At 75.3% G+C, this 21,597-nt stretch carries 17 protein-coding genes; 10 read left to right on the top strand and 7 right to left on the bottom strand.

What is annotated here, in order from left to right; translation table 11 throughout:
- Positions 1 to 91: 91 nt before the first annotated feature.
- Both msrA and ACIBPB_RS01350 read right to left on the bottom strand, forming a co-directional pair.
- Entirely contained in the window at positions 92 to 754 is a 663-nt protein-coding gene (gene msrA, locus ACIBPB_RS01355; RefSeq protein ID WP_396837668.1) for a peptide-methionine (S)-S-oxide reductase MsrA, read from the bottom strand.
- 83 nt (positions 755 to 837) lie between these two features.
- Positions 838 to 1,263, bottom strand: a complete 426-nt coding sequence (locus tag ACIBPB_RS01350) for an HIT family protein (protein WP_396837667.1) — start codon at positions 1,261 to 1,263, stop codon at positions 838 to 840.
- A gap of 66 nt (positions 1,264 to 1,329) precedes the next feature.
- On the opposite strand from ACIBPB_RS01350, the gene ACIBPB_RS01345 reads away from it, so the two are divergent.
- The 3 genes from ACIBPB_RS01345 to ilvA all read left to right on the top strand — a co-directional run bounded on the left by ACIBPB_RS01345 (position 1,330) and on the right by ilvA (position 5,195).
- Positions 1,330 to 2,472 (top strand): cystathionine gamma-synthase, encoded by a 1,143-nt coding sequence (locus tag ACIBPB_RS01345; protein WP_357315820.1) that lies wholly within the window; start codon positions 1,330 to 1,332, stop codon positions 2,470 to 2,472.
- Positions 2,473 to 2,489: 17 nt separating this feature from the next.
- The gene (locus ACIBPB_RS01340) at positions 2,490 to 3,902 is read left to right on the top strand and encodes an amidase (protein ID WP_396837666.1); all 1,413 of its coding nucleotides are present in this window, start codon (positions 2,490 to 2,492) and stop codon (positions 3,900 to 3,902) included.
- 69 nt (positions 3,903 to 3,971) lie between these two features.
- Positions 3,972 to 5,195, top strand: a complete 1,224-nt coding sequence (gene ilvA, locus ACIBPB_RS01335) for a threonine ammonia-lyase (protein ID WP_396837665.1) — start codon at positions 3,972 to 3,974, stop codon at positions 5,193 to 5,195.
- 133 nt (positions 5,196 to 5,328) lie between these two features.
- Here the strand turns inward: ilvA and greA are convergent, their stop codons facing one another.
- Together greA and ACIBPB_RS01325 are read right to left on the bottom strand one after the other, a co-directional pair.
- Entirely contained in the window at positions 5,329 to 5,829 is a 501-nt protein-coding gene (greA, locus tag ACIBPB_RS01330; RefSeq protein ID WP_396837664.1) for a transcription elongation factor GreA, read from the bottom strand.
- A gap of 123 nt (positions 5,830 to 5,952) precedes the next feature.
- Positions 5,953 to 6,387, bottom strand: a complete 435-nt coding sequence (locus ACIBPB_RS01325) for a DUF4307 domain-containing protein (protein WP_396837663.1) — start codon at positions 6,385 to 6,387, stop codon at positions 5,953 to 5,955.
- A 210-nt stretch (positions 6,388 to 6,597) separates the two neighbouring features.
- Between ACIBPB_RS01325 and mca the strand changes: the two genes are divergently transcribed.
- The 4 genes from mca to ACIBPB_RS01305 all read left to right on the top strand — a co-directional run bounded on the left by mca (position 6,598) and on the right by ACIBPB_RS01305 (position 12,746).
- Positions 6,598 to 7,479 carry a mycothiol conjugate amidase Mca gene (gene mca, locus ACIBPB_RS01320; protein ID WP_396837662.1) on the top strand — a complete coding sequence of 294 codons (882 nt, stop codon included), beginning with the start codon at positions 6,598 to 6,600 and terminating at the stop codon, positions 7,477 to 7,479.
- Positions 7,480 to 7,527: 48 nt separating this feature from the next.
- On the top strand, positions 7,528 to 7,821 hold the full coding sequence (locus ACIBPB_RS01315; RefSeq protein WP_396837661.1) for a hypothetical protein: 294 nt from the start codon (positions 7,528 to 7,530) through the stop codon (positions 7,819 to 7,821).
- 222 nt (positions 7,822 to 8,043) lie between these two features.
- Entirely contained in the window at positions 8,044 to 10,533 is a 2,490-nt protein-coding gene (locus ACIBPB_RS01310) for a putative bifunctional diguanylate cyclase/phosphodiesterase (protein WP_396838150.1), read from the top strand.
- A gap of 119 nt (positions 10,534 to 10,652) precedes the next feature.
- On the top strand, positions 10,653 to 12,746 hold the full coding sequence (locus ACIBPB_RS01305) for a thioredoxin domain-containing protein (protein WP_396837660.1): 2,094 nt from the start codon (positions 10,653 to 10,655) through the stop codon (positions 12,744 to 12,746).
- Between the two features lie 4 nt (positions 12,747 to 12,750).
- Here ACIBPB_RS01305 and ACIBPB_RS01300 read toward each other — a convergent pair whose 3' ends face one another.
- Both ACIBPB_RS01300 and ACIBPB_RS01295 read right to left on the bottom strand, forming a co-directional pair.
- A complete protein-coding gene (locus ACIBPB_RS01300) occupies positions 12,751 to 13,401 on the bottom strand; it encodes a pyridoxal 5'-phosphate synthase (RefSeq protein WP_396837659.1) in 651 nt (216 codons plus the stop codon).
- Positions 13,402 to 13,413: 12 nt separating this feature from the next.
- Positions 13,414 to 14,004, bottom strand: coding sequence for a PadR family transcriptional regulator (locus tag ACIBPB_RS01295; protein ID WP_396837658.1), 591 nt, complete (start codon positions 14,002 to 14,004; stop codon positions 13,414 to 13,416).
- A 102-nt stretch (positions 14,005 to 14,106) separates the two neighbouring features.
- Between ACIBPB_RS01295 and ACIBPB_RS01290 the strand changes: the two genes are divergently transcribed.
- From ACIBPB_RS01290 to purE, 3 genes are all read left to right on the top strand, one after another.
- Positions 14,107 to 14,583: a hypothetical protein gene (locus tag ACIBPB_RS01290; RefSeq protein WP_396837657.1), complete on the top strand. Its 477-nt coding sequence runs from the start codon at positions 14,107 to 14,109 to the stop codon at positions 14,581 to 14,583.
- A 65-nt stretch (positions 14,584 to 14,648) separates the two neighbouring features.
- Complete coding sequence (locus tag ACIBPB_RS01285) at positions 14,649 to 15,809, top strand: 5-(carboxyamino)imidazole ribonucleotide synthase (protein WP_396837656.1); 1,161 nt, start codon at positions 14,649 to 14,651, stop codon at positions 15,807 to 15,809.
- A gap of 53 nt (positions 15,810 to 15,862) precedes the next feature.
- A complete protein-coding gene (purE, locus tag ACIBPB_RS01280; protein WP_396837655.1) occupies positions 15,863 to 16,354 on the top strand; it encodes a 5-(carboxyamino)imidazole ribonucleotide mutase in 492 nt (163 codons plus the stop codon).
- A 262-nt stretch (positions 16,355 to 16,616) separates the two neighbouring features.
- Here purE and ACIBPB_RS01275 read toward each other — a convergent pair whose 3' ends face one another.
- Positions 16,617 to 21,512 carry an SCO7613 C-terminal domain-containing membrane protein gene (locus tag ACIBPB_RS01275; protein WP_396837654.1) on the bottom strand — a complete coding sequence of 1,632 codons (4,896 nt, stop codon included), beginning with the start codon at positions 21,510 to 21,512 and terminating at the stop codon, positions 16,617 to 16,619.
- Positions 21,513 to 21,597 lie beyond the last annotated feature (85 nt).

Genomic DNA, 21,597 nt, shown 5'->3' with positions numbered 1-21,597 from the left:
GAGCCGGCGGTTTGGGTCCCCGGGGCGACCGGTGTCGGAAATGCGCCGGGCCCGCGGTGTGACAAACACCGCAGGCCCGGACGCCCGTCGCTCAGCCGGCGGTACGGGCCACGCCGACCGGGCAGCTCAGCCCGTTCGGGCCGTGGTTGCAGTAGCCGTTCGGGTTCTTGGTCGGGGCCAGATACTGCTGGTGGTAGTCCTCGGCCAGGTAGTAGTCACCCAGCGGAGCGATCTCCGTGGTGATCTCGCCCTTGCCGGCCCGCGTCACGATCGGCGCGAACGCGTCCCGCGACGCCTGCGCGACGGCGAGCTGCTCGTCGGTGCTGGCGTAGATCGCCGAGCGGTACTGCGAGCCGACGTCGTTGCCCTGGCGCAGGCCCTGGGTCGGGTCGTGGTTCTCCCAGAACACCTTGAGCAGGTCCTCGTAGGCGATCTTCGTGGGGTCGTAGACCACCTGGACCACCTCGGCGTGCCCGGTCAACCCCGAGCAGACCTCCTCGTACGTCGGGTTCGGCGTGTAGCCGCCGGCGTAGCCGGCCGACGTGGTGATCACGCCCGGCAGGGTCCAGAAGAGCCGCTCGGCGCCCCAGAAGCAGCCCATCCCGAAGACGGCGACCTGCGCGCCCGCCGGGAAGGGGCCCGTCAGCGAGGCGGGCAGCACCTCGTGCCGGTCGGCGACCGGCATCGCGATCAGGCGACCGGGCAGGGCCTGGTCGGGAGAGATCATTTCGGCCTTCATGCGGCGAAGGAACACGGTTGGGACTCCTCTCTCGGCTTTCCCACCGGGTGCAACAGCGCCGGCGTCCGGTTCCTTACCCGCTCAGCTTCCTTACCCGCTCAGCCCGGGCGTCCGTCGAGCGCCGCGGCCACCCGGGCCGCGTACTCCTCGGCCTCGTCGTCACCGGCGTAGCGGGTGCGGGGCCAGAAGAAGCCGCGCAGGCCGTCGCCCTTCGTCCGGGGCACCACGTGGGTGTGCAGGTGCGGCACGGACTGGGACACCTTGTTGTTCATCGCCACGAACGTCCCGCCGGACCCCAGCCCGGTCTCCACCGCCACGCTGATCCGCTGCACCAGCCGGAAGTATCCGGGCAGCGCGTCGGCCGGCAGGTCGGCCAGCGTCACCAGGTGGGTGCGCGGCACCACCAGCACGTGCCCCTTGAACACCGGCCGGGTGTCCAGGAAAGCCACCCCGTCCGCCTCGTCGACGACCCGGAACGCCGGCACCTCGCCCGCCACGATCCCGCAGAACACGCACCCAGCCACCGCCGCAGCCTAGTGCGCGTCCGGGTTCCACGCGCTGGGACAGGCGGGCGGACTAACGTCTCGGTCATGAACCACGGCTTCGAGACGCTCGCCATCCACGCCGGCCAGGACCCGGAGGCCCGCACGGGCGCGGTGATCCCGCCGATCTACCAGACCAGCACGTACGCCCAGGACGCCGTCGGTGCGCCCCGGCAGGGCTACGAGTACAGCCGCTCCGGCAACCCGACCCGGGACGCGCTCCAGGAGTGCCTGGCCGCGCTGGAGGGCGGGCCGGTGGGGCTCGCCTTCGCCAGCGGCCTGGCCGCCGAGGACGCCCTGCTGCGTACCGTCTGCAAGCCGGGGGACCACGTGGTGATCCCCGACGACGCGTACGGCGGCACGTACCGGCTCTTCGCGAAGGTGGCCGAGCGTTGGGGGCTGGAGTACACCCCGGCGAAGGTCTCCGACCCGGACGCGGTCCGGGCGGCCATCCGACCCGGCGCCACGAGGATCGTCTGGGTGGAGACGCCGACCAACCCGCTGCTCGGCATCGCCGACATCGCCGCCCTGGCCGCCGTCGCGCACTCCGCGGACGCGCTGCTGGTGGTCGACAACACGTTCGCCTCGCCGTACCTGCAGCAGCCGATCGCCTTCGGCGCGGACGTGGTGGTGCACTCCACCACCAAGTACATCGGCGGACACTCCGACGTGGTCGGTGGCGCCCTGGTCGCCGCCGACCGGACGCTCGGCGAGGAGCTGCGCTACCACCAGAACGCGATGGGCGCGGTGAACGGCCCCTTCGACGCCTGGCTCACCCTGCGGGGCATCAAGACCCTCGGGGTACGGATGGACCGGCACTGCGACAACGCCGAGCGGATCGCGGCCTACCTGGACGGTCACGCCAAGGTCGGTCAGGTCATCTACCCGGGCCTGCCGGCGCACCCCGGCCACGAGGTGGCCGCCAAGCAGATGCGCCGGTTCGGCGGCATGATCTCGTTCCGCGCCGCGGGCGGCGAGGAGCACGCCGTGGAGATCTGCAACCGGGCGAAGCTGTTCGTGCTCGCCGAGTCCCTCGGCGGGGTCGAGTCCCTGATCGAGCACCCGGGCCGGATGACACACGCGAGCGCTGCCGGCTCGCCGCTTGAAGTTCCCGGCGATCTCGTGCGACTGTCTGTCGGCATCGAGACGGTCGACGACCTGCTCGCCGATCTGGAGCAGGCGCTGGGCTGACCGCTGGCTTGGGGAGGGTGGCCGTGCCGGACATCATGCCGACGACCTGGGTGGGGGCGACCGCCAAACAGATCGCCCGGGGGGTACGCCGCGGCGACGTCTCCGCCACCCAGGTCGTCGCCGACCACCTGGACCACCTCGCCCGGGCCGACGCCGAGCTGGCCGCGTTCCGCACGGTACGCGGCGGCGAGGCGATCACCGAGGCGGAGAAGGTCGACGAGCAGGAGGACCTGGCCAACCTCCCGCTGGCCGGGGTGCCGGTCGCGGTCAAGGAGAACACTCCGGTCGCCGGCCTGCCCACCTGGAACGGGTCGGCGGCCGTGCGTACCGCCGTGGCGGAGGCCGACCACGAGGTGGTCCGCCGGCTGCGCGGCGCGGGCGCGGTGATCCTCGGGGTGACCCGGATGCCGGAGCTCGGCCTCTGGGCGCTCACCGACGACGAGACCGGGGTGACCCGCAACCCGTGGGACCGCTCGCGTACCCCGGGCGGCTCCTCGGGTGGCGCGGCCGCCGCGGTCGCCGCCGGCCTGGTGCCGATGGCGCACGGCAACGACGGCCTGGGCTCGATCCGCATCCCCGCGGCCTGCTGCGGCCTGGTCGGGCTCAAGCCCGGCCGGGGTGTGGTGCCCTGCCAGCTCGGCGCCGAGGACTGGTTCGGGCTCACCGAGCACGGCATGCTCACCAGCACCGTCGCCGACGCGGTGGTCGGCTTCTCGGTGCTGGCCGGCCGCCGCCCGGAGAAGCTGGTCCCGCCGCCCCGGCTGCGGGTCGGGGTCTCGCTGCGCTCCCCGGTGCGCGGGGTCGCGCCGGACGCGCCCAACCGGGACGCGGTGGCCGCCGCCGGCCGGCTGCTGGCCGCCGCCGGGCACGACACCGTACCGGCCGACCCGGTCTACCCGACCCGGCTGGGCCTGCAGGGCATCGCCACCTGGTTCGCGGCGGCCGCCGCCGACGTGCGGGCCGCCGGGGTGCCCCGCCAGGGCCTGCAAGCCCGCAGCCGCCGGCACGTCGCGCTCGGCGAGTGGGCGCAGCGCCGGGGGTACGTCCGCGAGGCCGACCGGGCCGCCTGGCGGGAGCGCTCGATCGGCTTCTTCACCGACCACTCGGTCGACCTGCTGCTCACCCCGGCGCTGGCCGGCCCGCCGCCGGAGGCCGCCGGCTGGTCCGGCCGGTCCTGGCTGGCGAACATGAAGGCCAACATCCGGTACGCCCCGTACGCCGCCCCGTGGAACATCGCCGGCCTGCCGGCCCTCGTGGTGCCGGTCGGCCGCCGCCCGGACGGCCTGCCGGTCGCCGTGCAGCTCGTCGGTCCGCCCGGCTCCGAGCTGCTGCTGCTCGGCGTCGCCGGCCAGTTCGAGATGCAGGCCCCCTGGGCCCGGCACGCCCCCGGTTACCCCCGGGTCGGCACGGGGTCGCCGACCGCCGCCTGATCGCCCGGCCGGGGGTTCGCCGGCGACGTCGGCGCGGGTCCGGCCGGGGGCGGGTGGCACGATCGGGGCATGACGGAACTGGTCGGTCTCGCCGACGTACAGGCCGCGCGGGAGCTGCTCGCCGGGGTCACCCGGACCACCCCGCTGGAGCCTTCCCGGCCGTTGAGCGCCGCACTGGGCGGCCCGGTGTGGTTGAAGTGCGAGAACCTGCAACGGGCCGGGTCGTACAAGGTGCGCGGCGCGTACGTGCGGATCTCCCGGCTCTCCCCGGCGGAGCGGGACCGTGGCGTGGTCGCGGCGAGCGCGGGCAACCACGCGCAGGGGGTGGCGCTCGCCGCCGGGCTGGTGGGCACGCACGCCACGGTCTTCATGCCGGTGAACGCCCCGCTGCCGAAGGTGGCCGCCACCAAGGGGTACGGCGCCTCGGTCGAGCTGGTCGGCAGCACGGTGGACGAGGCGCTCGTCGCGGCGCAGACCTACGCGGAGCGGACCGGAGCGGTGTTCATCCACCCGTTCGACCATGCGGACGTCATCGCCGGCCAGGGCACGGTGGCGCTGGAGATCCTCGAACAGTGCCCGGACGTGAAGACGATCGTGACCGGGGTGGGCGGCGGTGGCCTGATCTCCGGGATGGCGGTGGCGGCCAAGGCGCTGCGCCCCGACGTACGCGTGATCGGGGTGCAGGCGGCGAGCGCCGCCGCCTTCCCGCCCTCGCTCAAGGCCGGCGAGCCGGTACGCCTGCCCTCGTTCTCGACCATCGCCGACGGCATCGCGGTGGGCCGCCCCGGCGAGCTGACCTTCACCCACGTCCGCAAGCTGGTCGACGAGATCGTCACGGTCTCCGAGGAAGACATCTCCCGGGCGCTGCTGATGCTGCTGGAGCGGGGCAAGCAGGTGGTCGAGCCGGCCGGGGCGGTCGGCGTGGCGGCGCTGCTGGCCGGGGTGGTCGAGGGGGTGCGGGCGCCGGTGGTGGCGGTGCTCTCCGGCGGCAACATCGACCCGCTGCTCATGCTCCGGGTGATCGAGCACGGCCTGGCTGCCGCCGGCCGCTACCTGCGGGTCACGGTGCGCTGCACGGACCGGCCGGGCCAGCTCGCGTCGCTGCTCAGCGAGATCGCCGAGCACCGGGCCAACGTGGTGGACGTCGAGCACCAGCGGGCGAACCCGCACCTGCGCCTGGGCGAGGTGGAGGTGGCCCTGTCGGTGGAGACCCGCGGGGTGGAGCACTCGGACACGTTGATCAGTGCCCTGCGGGCCAGCGGCTACCAGGTGGTCTTCGCGGCCGAGTCGTGAGCCGCGCCGGCCCGCGGGAACACGAACGCCCCGGCCGGTCGGCCGGGGCGTACGCGGTGTGGCTCGGGTCCGAGGAGCCTGTCAGCCTCGGTCGGGTCGGACCCGAGCCACCCGGCGCGGGTCCGGATGTCTGCTAGCCGGAGAACGGCTCGAACTTCACCACCGTCACCTTGATGTCGGCGCCGCTGGGCGCCGTGTAGGTGCAGGTCTGGCCCGCCTTGCCGCCGAGGATCGCCTTGCCGAGCGCCGACTCGGGGCTGTAGACGGTCAGGTCGGTGGTGGAGGCGATCTCCCGGGAGCCGAGCAGGAAGGTCTCCGTGTCGTTGGCGTCGTCGTCGAAGTAGATCGTCACCACCATGCCGGGCGACACCGCGTCGGCGGTCGGCGCCTCGCCCACCTTGGCGGTGCGCAGCAGCTCCTGGAGGTAGCGGATGCGCCCCTCGGCCTTGCCCTGCTCTTCCCGGGCGGCGTGGTAGCCACCGTTCTCCCGCAGGTCGCCCTCTTCGCGCCGGGCGTTGATCTCGGCGGCGATGACCGGCCGGTTGGCGATGTGCTCGTCGAGCTCGGCCTTCAGACGGTCGTATGCGTCCTGGGACAGCCAGGTGGCGGGCGCCTCGTTGCCATTGGTGGACACAGGCGGTCTCCTCGGTTGGTACGGACTGGCTGACAGGTGAACTTCCAAGTTACCAGTGCCGCACACCACGGGGTGTCGCCGATCACCCCGGCTGACGGGGGTGAAAACCCGGGTCCGGGCCGGTCAGCCGGCCGGGCGGCAGCGCAGCACCTCGCCGATGAAGGGCCGGGCGGTGGTGGGCACCTCCCGCTGCGCGGTGACGTGCCGCTGGCCGGCGGCGGCGGTCACGGTCGCTTCGACGTGTCCCACCTCGGCGCCGTCGTGGGTGCGGGCCCGCAGCAGGCAGGTCGCCGAACCGCCGGGCGGCACGGTGACCCGGAAGTCGACCACCACCCGGGAGTCGGTGATCCCGGTGTAGGTGATCACCTCGGCGCGGTAGTCGGGGTCGCCGTACTGGCGGTAGAGCTTCGCGGCGGCCAGCCCGAGGACGGCCAGCAGCACGACCGCCACCAGGGCCGGCAACAGCGGACGGCGGCGGCCGGGCTCCCGGCGACGGCCGTAGCGGCCGGGCGGGAAGACCGGCTCACCCGGTGCGATTGTGGCGTGCGTCTCGCTCACCGGCGGGTATCTCCTGGCGTTGTTGTCGGCGGCATCGGCAAGAATGGCAGAGTCCATCTTCCCAGCCCGGCGCTGAGTCAAGGATGGCAGGTCGGGCTCGGCACCGGCCGGCCAGCACGGGGGCTTTCGCGGGCGCGGGGGGAGATTCCGGCAGGTCAGCCGGTCCGGCCCGGGCGGGTCCGGCCGGCCGGCACAGACGAGGAGCCGAAGGTGGCCCAGCAGTTGCGTCTCATGGCGGTGCACGCCCATCCCGACGACGAGTCGAGCAAGGGCGCCGCGACCACGGCGAAATACGTCGCCGAGGGGGTGGATGTCCTGGTCGTCACCTGCACCGGTGGCGAGCGGGGCAGCGTGCTCAACCCGAAGATGGACCGGCCGGACGTCTGGGCCAACATCGGCGAGATCCGCCGCGCCGAGATGGACGCGGCCCGCGCGATCCTCGGCATCGAGCAGGCCTGGCTCGGCTTCGTCGACTCCGGGCTGCCCGAGGGCGACCCGCTGCCGCCGCTGCCCGGGGGCTGCTTCGCGCTGCAGGACGTCGAGGTCGCGGCCGCCCCGCTGGTGCGGCTGATGCGCCAGTTCCGCCCGCACGTCGTCACCACGTACGACGAGGAGGGCGGCTACCCGCACCCCGACCACATCATGACCCACAAGGTGACGGTGGCCGCGTTCGAGGCCGCGGGTGACCCGGAGCGCTACCCCGAGCTGGGCGAGCCGTGGCAGCCGTTGAAGCTCTACTACGACATCGGGTTCTCCCGGGCGAAGATCATGGCGCTGCACGAGGGGATGCTCGCCGCCGGCCTGGAGTCGCCGTACGGCGACTGGATGAAGCGCTGGGAGGACCGGGAGGACAAGGGCGGCCGGATCACCACCCGGGTGGAGTGCGCGGAATACTTCCCGGTCCGCGACGACGCGCTGCGCGCCCACGCCACCCAGATCGACCCGGACGGCTTCTGGTTCCAGGTGCCGATGGACCTGCAGCAGCGCGCCTGGCCGACGGAGGACTACCAGCTCGCCCGCTCGCTGGTGGACAGCCCGCTGCCCGAGTCGGACCTCTTCGCCGGGGTCCGGGAGACGGCCCATGCCTGCTGATCCGGCGGGGAGCTACCCTGGTGCTCAGCCACATATCGGAGGAACACCATGCTGACCACCGCCCAGGTGCTCGCGGAGAACAACTTCGGTGACACCCGTACGGGTGGGCTGGCCGGCCCGATGGGTCTCTTCCTCATCCTGCTGCTCGCCGCCGCCACCATCCTGCTGATCCGCAACATGAACGCCCGGCTGCGCCGGCTGCCGGACCGGTTCCCCCAGCAGAGCGGTCCGGCCGACCACACCCGGACCGACGCGGCAGTCGCCGATCCGACAGACGGCCCCACCGCGCAGGAATCCCGCCCGGGGGCTCCCAACGGCTCCGAGCAGCGCCGAAACGGGTAGTCGGCGCATGATTCACGTCGAAGTCGGTCGTCGCCCCCTGTTGCGACCACCGGCTTTGGCTTAGCCTTCCGCCGGGGGGACCAAAAGTCCCTGAGCCGTGCGCGGAAGGGGGGCGCCGATGTTCGTGGCAGCCGTGGCCGCCCGCCGTGCCCTCGGACCACCGCCGGACGGGGTGGGCCCGTGACCTCCGGCAGGGGCGCTGACCGCCCCGACCGGCTCGGCCTGCGCGGCACGCCGGTCGGTGTTCTCCTGCTGACCGTGGCCGTCGCGGTGACCGCCCTGGCGGCCACCGTACTGGGGCTCACCGGTCCCGCGTCCCTGCCGCCGGACGATCCGCTGCCGCCGGCCGCCCGCTTCGGCATCGCGGTCGCCGCGGTCGCCGTGGCCCAGCTCGCCCGCCTGCGGTTCCGCACCGCGACCGGGATGGTCAGCATCACCTGGGGCGAGGCGGCGCTGGTGGTCTGCCTCTACGTCGCGCCGGCCGGTTGGCTGCCGGCCGCGACCCTGCTCGGCGTCGGGGCCGCCTGGACGGCCATGTCGCTGCTCGCCGACCGCCGCCCGGTGCTGGAACTGGTCCGGATCATCGGCTCGTTGACCGCCGCCGCGGCGCTCGCCGCGGTGGTGGCCACCGCGCTCGGCCGGCCGCTGCTGGCCGCGCCGACCCCCGAACTGGCCCTCGCGCTGGTCGCCGGCTCGGTGACGTACCTGCTCACCACGATCTGGCTGGGCGGGGCCACGCTGGCGCTGCGGCACGGCATCCCGATCGGCCCGCCGCTGGTCGCGGCGCTCCGCGGCAAGCTGCTGATGTTCGTCGGGAACGTGGCCGTCGGCCTGGTGGTGGTCACCCTGCTGGAGCTGGACGCCCGCTGGCTGCTGCTCCTGCCGCCGCCGCTCTGGCTGCTCCAGCAGACCTACCGGCACCGGCTCCGGGCCGACCAGGAGCGGCGCACCTGGCGGGCGTTCGCCGAGGCCACCGCCGCGCTCAACCAGCTCGACGAGCGGGGCGTGGCGACGGCCGCGGTGTCCGGCGCGCTGGCACTGTTCGGCGCCGAACTGGTCGAAGTGGACGTGGCCCGGGGCGACGGCCGGTGGCGGCGCTACCGGGCCGACGCGGGCGGTCAGGTGCGCGACCGCGAGATCACGCCCCCGGCCACGGCCGGCACCGGGGAGCACGAGCTGGTGCGGTCGCTCACCGTGGGCAGCGCCGAGGTGGGCCGGCTGCGGGTGCACTTCCCCCGGTCCGCCCCGCCGAGTGCCCGGGAGCGGGACGGGGTGGCCGCGTTCGGCGACGCCCTGGCCGCCGCCCTGCACGACGCCGCCACCCACCGGGAGCTGCGGCTGGTCACCGCCCGCTCGTCGTACGAGGCGGTGCACGACCAGCTCACCGGGCTGCTCAACCGGGCCGCCCTGCTCACCAAGGGCGACCAGGCGCTGCGGCAGCTCGCGCACGACCACCCGGTGGCGCTGCTGCTGCTCGACGTGAACCAGTTCAAGGAGGTCAACGACACCCTGGGGCACGCCGCGGGCGACCAGTTGCTCCGGCTGACCGCGAGCCGGCTGGCCGCCCTGGCCCGCCCCGGCGACCTGCTCGGCCGGCTCGGCGGCGACGAGTTCGCCCTGCTGCTGACCGCGGTCCCGGTGCTCGACGACCGGACCGCCCCGATCGCGTACGCGCTGCGCCAGGCCCGGGAGATCGCCGAGCGGCTGGCCGCGCCGACCGAGGTGGCCGGGGTGCGGATGTCCGTCGAGGTGGCCGTCGGGGTGGTGGTCGCCGACGCGGGTACCGCCGACATGACCGAGCTGCTGCGCCGGGCCGACATCGCCATGTACCAGGCGAAGGAGGGCGGCGGCAGCGTCGCCGCGTACGACAGCTCCCGGGACGCGGCGAGCACCGACCACCTGGCGCTCCTCGCCGAGCTGCGGGAGGCGCTGGAGGCCGACGACCAGCTGGTGCTGGCGTTGCAGCCGGCGGTGGACCTGACCACCGGCGCGCCGACCGGGGTGGAGGCGCTGATCCGCTGGCAGCACCCGCGCCGGGGTTGGCTCGGCCCGGCCGACTTCATCCGGCCGGTGGAGAACAGCGAGCAGCTCGGCACCTTCACCCGGTACGTGCTGGACAAGGCGCTCGCGGTGGCCGCCGACTGGGCCCGCGAAGGGCTGGACGTGCCGATCTCGGTCAACCTCTCGGCGCGCAGCCTGCTCGACCCGCGGCTGCCCGGCGAGATCGGCGACGCGCTGCGCCGGCACCAGGTCCCGCCGCGCCGGCTGGTCCTGGAGATCACCGAGACGGTGGTGATGAGCGAGCTGGAGGTCATCGACGAGGTGCTGGCCACCCTCCGGACGATGGGCGTGCAGCTGGCCGTCGACGACTTCGGCACCGGGTTCTCGTCGCTGACCTTCCTGACCCGGATCGCGGTGGACGAGCTGAAGGTGGACCGGTCCTTCGTGCTCCGGATGGCCGACTCGCCGGAGGCGGCGGCGATCGTCCGGACCACCGTCGGGCTCGCCCAGGAGCTGGGCCTGCGGGTGGTGGCCGAGGGGGTGGAGACCGCCGAGCAGCGGACCGCGCTGGCGGAGTTGGGCTGCACCTCGGCGCAGGGCTACCACTTCTTCAAGCCGATGCCGGCGGACAAGATCGGGGCGGTGCTGGGATCGCTGCGCGACAACGCCCAGGGCAACGTCTTCCCGCTGCGCGCCGACGGCGCCTCCTGACCCCGGGCGCGGCCGGGGGCGGCCGTTGTCCCGGACAGGTCCGTGCGGCGGCCGGCGTCCCGGGCCCGTCCCCGGCTGACCCGACGACGGCGGACGCCGGGTCTGGTTATGGTCGTCGGGTGAACCGACTCGCCGACGCCACGTCCCCGTACCTGCTCCAGCACGCCGACAACCCGGTCGACTGGTGGCCGTGGGGTGAGGAGGCGTTCGCCGAGGCGAAACGGCGCGACGTGCCGGTGCTCATCTCGATGGGCTACGCGGCCTGCCACTGGTGCCACGTGATGGCCCACGAGTCCTTCGAGAACGAGGCCGTGGCCCGGCTGATGAACGACGACTTCGTCTGCGTGAAGGTCGACCGGGAGGAGCGGCCCGACGTGGACGCGGTCTACATGACCGCCACGCAGGCGATGACCGGGCAGGGCGGCTGGCCGATGACGGTCTTCGCCGCCCCGGACGGCACCCCGTTCTTCTGCGGCACGTACTTCCCCCGGCCCAACTTCGTCCGGCTGCTCGGCTCGGTCGCCAGCGCCTGGCGGGACCAGCGGGACGCGGTGCTGCGCCAGGGCGCCGCCGTGGTCGAGGCGATCGGCGGCGCGCAGGCCGTGGGCGGCCTGACCGCCCCGCTCACCGCCGACCTGCTCGACGCCGCCGCCGGCCAGCTCGCGCAGGAGTACGACGAGACCAACGGCGGGTTCGGCGGTGCGCCGAAGTTTCCGCCGCACATGAACCTGCTCTTCCTGCTCCGGCACCACCAGCGCACCGGCTCGGCCCGGAGCCTGGAGATCACCCGGCACACCGCCGAGGCGATGGCCCGCGGTGGCCTGCACGACCAGCTCGCCGGCGGTTTCGCCCGCTACTCGGTGGACGGTCACTGGACCGTGCCGCACTTCGAGAAGATGCTCTACGACAACGCCCTGCTGCTGCGGGTCTACACCCAGCTGTGGCGGCTCACCGGCGACCGACTGGCCCGCCGGGTGGCCCGGGACACCGCCCGCTTCCTCGCCGACGAGCTGCACAAGCCCGGTGAGGGCTTCGCGTCCGCGCTGGACGCCGACACCGCGGGCGTCGAGGGTCTCACCTACGTCTGGACGCCGGCCCAGCTCGTCGAGGTGCTGGGGGAGGAGGACGGCCGCTTCGCCGCCGACCTGTTCGGGGTGACCGAGCAGGGCACCTTCGAGCCTCATTCCGCCTCCGCGCCGCAGGACGGCACTCCGGACGGAGGGAGGCTCATCGAACACGGCACCAGCGTGCTGCGGCTGGCCCGGGACGTGGACGACGCCGACCCGGCGGTACGGAGCCGCTGGCAGGACGTGGTGGCGCGGCTGCTCGCCGCCCGGGACACCCGCCCGCAGCCGGCCCGGGACGACAAGGTGGTGGCCGCCTGGAACGGGCTGGCGATCACCGCGATCGCCGAGTTCCAGCAGGTCGCCGCGCTCTACGCGTCCCCTGACGACGAGGACGCCAACCTGATGGAGGGCGTCACCATCGTCGCCGACGGCGCCATGCGGGACACCGCCGAGCACCTGGCCAGCGTGCACATCGTGGACGGGCGGCTGCGCCGGGTCTCCCGGGACAAGGTGGTCGGCGAGCCGGCCGGCGTGCTGGAGGACTACGGCTGCGTGGCCGAGGCGTTCTGCGCCCTGCACCAGCTCACCGGCGAGGGGCGCTGGCTGGCGCTGGCCGGTGAGCTGCTCGACGTGGCGCTGGCCCGGTTCGCCGCGCCGGACGGCGGCTTCTACGACACCGCCGACGACGCCGAGCGGCTGGTCACCCGGCCGGCCGACCCGACCGACAACGCCACCCCGTCCGGCCGCTCGGCGATCGTGGCGGCGCTGGTCGCGTACGCGGCGCTGACCGGGGAGCCGCGCTACCGGGAGGCGGCCGAGGCGGCCCTGTCGACCGTCGCGCCGATCGTCGGCCGGCACGCCCGGTTCACCGGGTACGCGGCGGCTGTCGGCGAGGCGCTGCTCTCCGGCCCGTACGAGATCGCCGTGGTGACCGACGACCCGGTCGGCGAGCCGCTGCTGGCGGCCGCGCACCGGCACGCCCCGCCCGGCGCGGTGGTGGTGGCGGGCCGCCCCGACCAGCCCGGCGTACCGCTGCTGGCGGACCGGCCGCTGGTCGACGGGCGGCCGGCCGCGTACGTGTGCCGGGGTTTCGTCTGCCAGCGGCCGGTGACCTCGGTCGAGGAGCTGGTCGCCGAGCTCGGCTGAGCGGTCACGGCCAGAGCAGCTCGCGCTCCCAGCCTGCCGCGGCCCGGCGGTAGCGCAGCCGGACGTGCCGGCGCTCCGGGTCGGCCTGCCAGAACTCGACCGTCTCGGGGGTGACCGTGTAGACCGTGTGCCCCTCGGCGACCAGGCCCGGGTCGGCGGCCAGTCGGGCGCGCACCGCGGCCAGCTCCCGGTCCAGTTCGGCCCGGTCGGGCAGCACGGCGCTCTGCCGGCCGGCCAGGGTCGCGATCCGGGAGCCCTCCGGCCGGGCCAGGAAGTCCCGCCGGGACACCTCGGGATCGGCGGGTCGGGCGGTGCCGCGTACCCGGACCTGCCGGCCCTGCTCCCGCCAGTGGAAGCTGAGCGCGAGCCGCGGGTTGGCGGCGAGTTGCCGCCCCTTGGCGCTGGTCGAGGTGGTGGCGAAGTGCCACCCGGCGGCGTCCAGATCCTTGAGGATCAGCACCCGCGCGTCCGGCCAGCCGTCGGCGTCGACGGTCGAGACGGTCATCGCATGTGGTTCGTCCACGCCGGCGTCGATCGCCCTGGCCAGCCAGGAGGCGAAGAGCGGAACCGGGGCGTCGGGCGTGTCGGCGGGGTCGAACGGGGGCATCTCGTGTGCGAGCACGGGAAGCCCGCGCAGCAGGTCGCGGGTGCTCATGCCCTGATCATGTCAATCGGCGGCGGGCGGGGTGGCCGCGCCTCCCGCGGGGGCTCCGCCGGTCCCGTCCGCCGGGCGCAGGGGCCCCGGCAGGGCGTCGAACCAGTCGAGGACCGCCCGCTCGTAGGCCAGCCCGAACCGCAGCGTCGCCACCGAGTAGGGGTCGACGTCGTCGGCCTCCGCGGGCAGCGCGGCGGCCACCGCCTCGTACCCGGCGAGCCGGTCGGCGTGGGTGGCCCGGTGCGTGGCCAGGTATTCCGCCAGCCGCTCCGGCGGCAGGTGCCGGCCGAAGAGCACCGTCAGCAGCAGCGGGAACCGGATCGCCTCCTCCGCCGGCGGTTTGGCGGCCCACTCGGCGAAGGCCGCGCGGCCGGCCTCGGTGATCTCGTAGGGCTGCCGGTCGCGCCGCCCCCGCTCGCCGGCCCGGACCAGCCCGGCGGCGGCCATCGCGGCCAGTTCCCGGTAGACCTGGCTCTGGGTCAGGGACCAGAATCCGCCGATCCGCTGCTGCGCGTACTCGACCAGGTCCCAGCCGGTCATCGGGCCGTCGTGCAGGAAGCCCAGCAGGGAGGCGGCGGTGGCGTTCAGCGGCCGGTCCGGCATCGGATGCTCCTTCGAATGATGCTTGACATCCCATTGTGTCAGGTCGCATGCTGGCCATGGCGACCTCCCACAGTGGGAGGTTGGCTGGCGGGGGAGGCTGTCATGCGTACGTTTCTCGTTGTCGTCCACGCGGTCAGCGGCAGCCTCGGGCTGCTGCTCGCCCTGCCCGTGCTGCTCGCTCCGAAGCGGCGGGGCCGGCACCCCCGGCTCGGCCGGGTCTACGCGGGCGCCGCCCTCGGCCTCGGCCTCAGCGCGCTCGGCCTGTTCGCCCTCGATCCGGCCCGGTTGTGGGGGCTGGCGGTGCTCGGCGCACTCACCCTCGGCTGGCTGGTCGGCGGCGTCCTGATCGCCCGCCGCCGGCCGCGCCGCCTCGGCCCGCGCGGCTGGCGGATCTGGCACCTCAACCTGATGGGCAGCACGGTGATCGCCTTCGTCACCGGGTTCGCCGTGCAGATGACCGACGGCAACCTGATCGCCTGGCTCGCCCCGACCGTGATCGGCTCCGCGCTGATCGCCCGGGCCACCGCGCGGGAGGTCGCCCGCGCCCCGCGCCGGATCGCGGTGACCGCCGTCGGCTGATCACCCGCCGCACCCTCGGCCCTCCGGGGCGGTGCTCGCACCGCCCCGGATAGGCTGGCGGCGCTATGGATTCCCGTACCGGACTGCCTGTCGTCGGCATGGTGGGCGGTGGCCAGTTGGCCCGGATGACCCACCAGGCCGCCATCGCCCTCGGCCAGTCGCTGCGCGTGCTCGCGCTCGCCCCGGACGACGGCGCCGCCCTGGTTGCCGCCGACGTCCAGTACGGCGACCACACCGACCTGGCCGCGCTGCGCACCTTCGCCAAGGGCTGCGACGTGGTCACCTTCGACCACGAGCACGTGCCCAACGCGCACATCCGCACCCTCACCGAGGAGGGGGCGAAGCTGTTCCCGCCCGCCGAGGCGCTGGTGCACGCCCAGGACAAGCGGGTGATGCGGGAGCGCCTCGGTGAGCTGGGCGCGCCGAACCCGGCGTGGCGTCCGGTCGAGCAGCCCGCCGACCTGGTCGCCTTCGGCGCGGAGGTCGGCTGGCCGGTGGTGCTCAAGGCGGCCCGCGGCGGCTACGACGGCCGGGGCGTCTGGCTGGTCGACGACGCGGTCCAGGCCGAGGAACTGGCCGCGAAGCTGCTCGCCGGCGGCACCCCGCTGATCGTCGAGGAGCGGGTGGCGCTGCGCCGGGAGCTGGCCGTGCAGGTGGCCCGCTCGCCGTTCGGGCAGGTCGCCGCGTACCCGGTGGTGGAGACGGTGCAGCAGGACGGCATCTGTGTCGAGGTGCTGGCCCCCGCGCCCGGCCTGGCCGAGGAGCGGGCGCTCGCCGCCCAGCAGCTCGCCATCGACCTGGCCACCGCGCTCGGCGTCGTCGGCCTGCTCGCCGTGGAGCTGTTCGAGACGCCCGACGGGCTGATCGTCAACGAACTGGCCATGCGGCCGCACAACTCCGGCCACTGGACCATCGAGGGGGCCCGGACCTCGCAGTTCGAGCAGCACCTGCGGGCCGTGCTCGACTACCCGATGGGCGACACGTCGCTCACCGCGCCGGTCGTCGTGATGGCGAACGTGCTCGGCGGCGAGCCGGGCGGCATCTCCCTCGACGAGCGGCTGCACCACCTCTTCGCCGCCGAGCCCGGCGCCAAGGTCCACCTGTACGGCAAGCAGGTGCGCCCGGGCCGCAAGATCGGGCACGTCACCCTGCTCGGCACCGACCTGGCCGAGGTACGGGCCCGCGCCGCCCGAGCCGCCCGCTGGCTGCGCGACGGACATCAGTGAGCGCGCGGAGTGAGCCGGCGAGCCCCGCAGCCGCGAACGAAGGGACAACCAGAGTGAGCACCGTCGGGCTGATCATGGGCAGCGACTCGGACTGGCCGACCATGAAGGCCGCCGCCGAGGCGCTGGACGAGTTCGACGTGCCGTACGAGGTCCAGGTGATCTCCGCGCACCGGACCCCGGTCAAGATGATCGAGTACGGCCGCGACGCCGCCGACCGGGGCGTGAAGGTGATCATCGCGGGCGCCGGCGGCGCGGCCGCCCTGCCGGGCATGGTCGCCTCGGTCACCCCGCTGCCGGTGATCGGTGTGCCGGTGCCGCTGAAGCACCTGGACGGGATGGACTCGCTGCTCTCCATCGTCCAGATGCCGGCCGGCGTGCCGGTGGCCACGGTCTCCATCGGCAACGCCCGCAACGCCGGCCTGCTCGCCGTGCGCATCCTGGGCGCGTCCGACCCGGCGCTGCTCAAGCGGATGGCCGACTACCAGGCGAGCCTGGAGAAGCTGGTCGCCGAGAAGGACGCCGCCCTCCGCGCCTCCCTGTCCTGACACCTCGACCCCGCCCCGGCCCGCGTCGGCCCCGGCCCGCGTCGGCCCCGGCCCGCGTCGGCCCCGGCCCGCGTCGGCCCCGGCCCGCGTCGGCCCCGGCCCGCGTCGGCCTGGGCCTGACTCGGCCTCGGCTCGGCCTCGGCCCAGCTCGGCCTGGCCCGCCGGTCCGTTTGATCGACTCGGTTTTCGGCAGGTCGGGGCTACCGCCGCTCCGGAGGCCCCGACCTGCCGCATTCGGAGTGGATCAAGGGCGTCGGCGGGGTCATCGCATGCCGCGCAGCGCGGTCTGCAGGCGCTCCTGGGCCCGGCGGCGGCGCTCGTTGCTGGCGCCGAGCACCAGCAGCACGATGCCGACGGGGATCAGCACCACCCACGGTCCGAGGCTGATCAGCGCGTGCACGGCGGCGATCGCGGTGACCGAGGCGCCGACGATCACCGGAGCCTGCTGCCGGGTCATCGACCCGAAGATCAGCACCGCCACCGCGCCGAGCAGCAGCAGCACCTGGCGCAGCATGGTGGAGTCGGTGGCCACCACGATCGCCAGCGTCGGCAGGAAGGCGGCGACCAGCGCCGGCCCGTACGCCACCCAGCTCGACAGGTCCGGCCGGTGGCGCAACTCCAGCACCCCGACCAGCAGGGCGAGCGCGGCGAACGGCAGCGTGTACGCCTCCGGCAGCGCCACCTCGGCCACCCGCATCAGGATCCACCAGGCGCTGATCTCGCAGACCACCACCGCCCAGAACAGGATCCGCCGCTCCACCGGCCGGCGGCCGGGCCGGGTGGCGGCCACCCCGAGCACGGCGCCCCAGCCGGCCAGCAGCGCGGCGATGTGCCGGGGCGAGTCGTACGCGAGGGCGAGCGCGATGAGCGCGGCGGCGTACCCGCTCCACTCGACGGTGGCCGCCTCCCGGTAGGCCTCGGGCCGGCGTAGCCGGGGGAGGGTGGCGGCGAAGACCTGGAGCGCCGCGCCCACGGCCAGCACCCCGAACGCCGACCAGACCGTGGCGAGCCCGGCGACCAGGCCGAGGGTGAGCACGAACAGCTCCGCCATCAGCGAGCCGAAAAGCCAGCCGAGGATGCGGGCCCGCTGGGTGGTGCCGAAGAACGCGGCCACCGCCCCGACGCCGACCGCCCCGCCCAGCGTGAAGAGGGTCAGCTCCCGGGTGGCGAGGCTGCCGGCCAGCCCGGCGCCCCCTGCGGCCAGCCCGATCGCGAACACCAGCACCCGGGCGACCCGGATCGAGCGGGCCGGCTCGACCAGCGGCGGGGGCGGGGTCAACGCCAGGCCCAGCATGGCGAGGGTGAAGACGGCCAGCCCGGCCAGGGCGGTCTCCGGCCAGCCCTGGCCCAGCGCCACCGGCGTGATCAGCAGCGTCACCGCCGCGCCGGGGAGCACCACCGGCACCGCCCGGCTGCGCCGCCCGCCGCTGAAGCCGGTGGCGGCGAGCGCCGCCGTCACGGTCAGCAGGAACGCGGTCAGCACGTGGGTCGGATCGACCGCGTCGGCCGGCGGGGTGAGCAGTTCGGGCGGCGGGCCCTGCCACACCCGGGACAGCACCTCCATCGGCCCGACCAGCGCCACGACCAGCGGCGGGAGCAGCGTGACCAGGGCGAGCGCGGTCGGCAGCAGGGCCGCGGCGAGCGCACCGGCGGCCGGGCTGACCCGCCAGCGCAGGTCGGTGTCGCCGTCGCGGCGCAGCGCCCCGTTCAGCAGCACCGACCAGCGGCGTACCGGCTGGGCCGAGCCGGCCGGCGGGACGGTGGCGGCGCGGACCAGTTCGGCGAGGACACCGAGCAGCGCCGCCGCGGCCGCGTACACGCCGGACGGCAGGTGGGTGATGACGGCGGCGATCGCGCTCACCGTGGCGCCGCCCGCCACGGCGACGCTCGCGTACGGCAGGTACTGCGGGATCTGCCGGCGGGCGGCCGCGACGGCGGCCAGGCCGATGCTGGACGCGGCGAGCGCGGCGGTCAGCACCACCTGGGGGGAACGCCCGTACTCGGCGGCCAGGGCGGCGACCGCACCGGGCAGCGCGAGCAGGGCGGCCCCCAGCGCCGCGCTCCCCACCTGCACCAGGTGCCCGGGCATTCCCTCGGAGCGGACGTCCTCGACCAGCGACGGGGCGATCGCCCGGGCCAGAGCCGCCACCACCACCCCGATCAACACGATGCTGCCCAGGGCCAGCGCGGTGGTCCACGGCCGGACCAGCCCGGCCCCGGCCGCGTGCAGGGCGACCACCCCGGCCACGGTGGCCCGGGACAGCGCGGCCCGCGGATCGGCCGCGGCCACCGCCGCCATCCCGAACACCGTGGCGACCATGGCCCCCACCAGCACCGGCGACCACCAGGGCAGGTCGAAGGCGGCCGGCGCGCCGATGGTGGCGAGCACGGCGGCGACGCCGGACACGTCGTAGCGCCAGGGCGACGGCAGCAGGATGCCGGCGGTCACCGCCAGCAGGGCCAGCGCCACCGGGGCCTGCCAGGTCGCCCCACCGGTGGGCGCGGCCGGCCAGCCGGTGAGGTCACCGGCCCAGATCGGGCCGGGGGTGGCGAGCACACCGACGCCGCCGCGCAGCGCGGTCCAGCCGGCGAGCAGGCCGATCAGCGTGCCGCCGATGGTGACGCCGAGGGTCGGTCCGCGCCGCCACTCCTCGGGCAGGGCGCGGGCGGCGACGGCCACCACCAGCACCAGCGCGGCCGCCACCACGAGCTGGCCGCCGGGAGCGAGCACCGCGGTGATCCGGACCAGGGTGGCGATGAGCGCCGCCGTGGTCGCCGCCAGGGCCAGGTCGGAGCCGTCCAGCGTCAAATCGGAGCGGCGGCCCGCGTCGATCCGGGGCGCCAGCGCCAGCAGCGCGGCGGCGAGTAGCAGCAGGCCACCCACCCAGGCGTCGGCGGCGGTGGCGCCCGGCGCGCCGAACCCGGCGGCGGCGACCGCCACGGCGCCCAGCACGGTGCCGACCGCGTGCGGGGCGCTGAGATGCCGCTGGGCGACCTGGACGACGGCGGCGTAGCCGAGCGTGACGCAGACGCCGAGGAAGCTCGCCGCGAGGATCGGGACGGTCAGCTCGCGCAGGTCGGCCGCGGTGCGGGCCGGCGCGGCCGGTTCGGTGGCGGCGACGAACGCGGCCACCGCTCCGGGCAGCGCGAACGCGGCGCCGCCGGCGGCCCAGCCGCACACCGTGTCGGCGGCGGTGGCGGCGATCCGGACCCGGGGCGCCAGCGAGACGAGCGCGCCGGCCAGGAAGAGCAGGGTCAGCGCCGCCGCGGTGAGCGCCGGCCGGGCGAGCGCGGCGCCCGCGCCGACCAGGCCGAGCCCGGCGGCGGTGACCGCGTGCGCCACCGCGGCGCGCCGCGATCCGGCGGAGAGCCCGAGCACCCCGATGGCCACCGCGGTGAGCAGCATCGGCCAGCAGGCGGCGGCCCAGCCCAGGCCGAGGGAGGCCGGCACGGCGAGGGCGGTCAGCGCCGCCCCGACCACCGCGAACTCGCGCCGGATCTCCGGCGGCAGGGCGATCACCGCGGCGACGGTGAGCAGCAGCGCGCTCGCGGCGAGCTGCCAGCTGGTCGGCCCGACCGCCGTGGCCAGCTCGGCGTGCCAGCCGCTCAGGTCGGCCGACCAGGCGGGCAGCGCCGCGCGCACCGGGGCCAGGCCGGCGCGGAGCGCGCCGCCGGCCACCACGAGCCCGCTGACCGTCAGCGCGACCGCCGAGGCGAGCTGCGGGCCCCGCCGGGCGGCCTCCGGCACGGCCCGGACCGCGAACCCGGTCAGCGCGATGACCGCGGCGATGAGCAGCAGGGACCGGCCGGGGAAGGCGACCGAGGCGACCCGGCCCAGCGCGCCGATCACCGCGAGTGTGACGATGCCGGCGCCCAGGTCGGGCAGCGGCGGCCGGCGCAGCACCAGGGTGCCGGTCAGCCCGACCAGCGCGGCCAGCAGCAGCACCACGCCCGCCCCGGCGGCGGCCGGCACCGTGACGGCGCGCAGCAGCGCGGTGACCGCGTACGCCAGGGCGACGGCGACCGCCGTGCCGTGCAGCAGCCAGGTCAGCTCGCGCAGCCAGGGCACCGGCCGGGCGGGCGCGGTCACCGGGTCGCCGCCCGGCTCCCCGCCGAGCACCTCGGCCGCCTCCTCCGGGGCCGCCTCGGGCCGCTCGTCCGTGGCCCGTTGCCGGGGCGGGACCGGGGCCGGCGGCGGGGTGGGCAGGTCCCGCCGGACGGGGCGTTCGACCACCACCGCCGAGCGGACCAGGGCGAGGTCGGCCACCGCCACCACGGTCAGCACCAGCGCCCAGCCTGCCGGCCCGGTGATCCGCTCGTAGGTCAGCAGCGGCAGCACCGGCTGCGCGGCGAGGACGGTGGCGAAGCGGGGCGCGCGCAGCCCCGTCGCGTACGCGTAGCCGACGGCGACCACGGTGGTGACCAGGAAGATCGACCCGGCGAAGGCGGGGCCGGAGGTGGCGCCGCCGATCCGGTCCACGGCCCAGAGCGCGTACCCGGCCAGCGGGAGCAGCAGCAGGCCCACCGCGGCGATGGTCTCCGCGGTCGAGGTGAGGCCGCGGCGGGCCAGCACGGGGGGCGCGAGCAGCATGAGCACGGTGGCCACCAGCAGCACGCCGAGCCGGGCCAGCGCGTCCATGGAGCTGGTGGCGACCGCGGCGAAGACCACGGCCGCGACGCCGAGCAGCAGCGCGCCGAGCCCGAGGGGGATGTTCTGCACCTCCCGGGAGGACGCCTCCGGCGGGTGCTCCGGGTCGTCCACGTCGAGCCACTGTGCCCGGACCCGGGGCGGCGGGAGGTCGTCCGGGGCGGGCGGCGGGGTGCCCTGGCGGGGCACCCGGGGCGGCGCGCCGGTGGTGGCCGTCGGCGGGCGCCGGCCGGGCCGGCGGCGCAGCACCCGGCGGGGCCGGGTGGCCTGCTTGATCCGCTCCTCACCGGCGTGCGCGAGGATGTCCCGCTGGAAGAGGGCGGCCTGCATCTTGGCCGCGATCTGCCGCTGCTCGCGGGCGATCTCGGCGTCGCGCGCCTTCATCTCCGCGATGGACCGCTCGATGTCCGCCAGGTGCTCGGCCCACTGTGGCTGGTCCGCCCCGCAGTGCGGGCAGATCACGGCCGGCTTGATCTCCCGCCCGCACGAGGCGCACCTGAAGGTCTGCACGACATCCTCCGTCCGGCCGGCCCGCTGCGCGGACCTCCACAGTCGCAGCATGCCTTGACCGGGCGCGGATTTCGACAATTGTCGG

Origin of the sequence: Micromonospora sp. NPDC049836 (assembly GCF_044465125.1) — a bacterium.
Taxonomy (GTDB): domain Bacteria; phylum Actinomycetota; class Actinomycetes; order Mycobacteriales; family Micromonosporaceae; genus Micromonospora.
The sequence above is the reverse complement of the archived record's forward strand: the minus strand, read 5'-3'. Positions and strand labels throughout refer to the sequence as shown.

Excerpts from the sequence above, each read along its gene's own strand:
- ACIBPB_RS01300 (WP_396837659.1), bottom strand. The coding sequence starts at position 13,401 with ATGAGCACCCGCGACCTGCTGCGCGGGCTTCCCGTGCTCGCACACGAG.
- ACIBPB_RS01285 (WP_396837656.1), top strand. The coding sequence starts at position 14,649 with ATGGATTCCCGTACCGGACTGCCTGTCGTCGGCATGGTGGGCGGTGGC.
- ACIBPB_RS01290 (WP_396837657.1), top strand. The coding sequence starts at position 14,107 with ATGCGTACGTTTCTCGTTGTCGTCCACGCGGTCAGCGGCAGCCTCGGG.
- ACIBPB_RS01345 (WP_357315820.1), top strand. The coding sequence starts at position 1,330 with ATGAACCACGGCTTCGAGACGCTCGCCATCCACGCCGGCCAGGACCCG.
- ACIBPB_RS01295 (WP_396837658.1), bottom strand. The coding sequence starts at position 14,004 with ATGCCGGACCGGCCGCTGAACGCCACCGCCGCCTCCCTGCTGGGCTTC.
- ACIBPB_RS01315 (WP_396837661.1), top strand. The coding sequence starts at position 7,528 with ATGCTGACCACCGCCCAGGTGCTCGCGGAGAACAACTTCGGTGACACC.
- ilvA (WP_396837665.1), top strand. The coding sequence starts at position 3,972 with ATGACGGAACTGGTCGGTCTCGCCGACGTACAGGCCGCGCGGGAGCTG.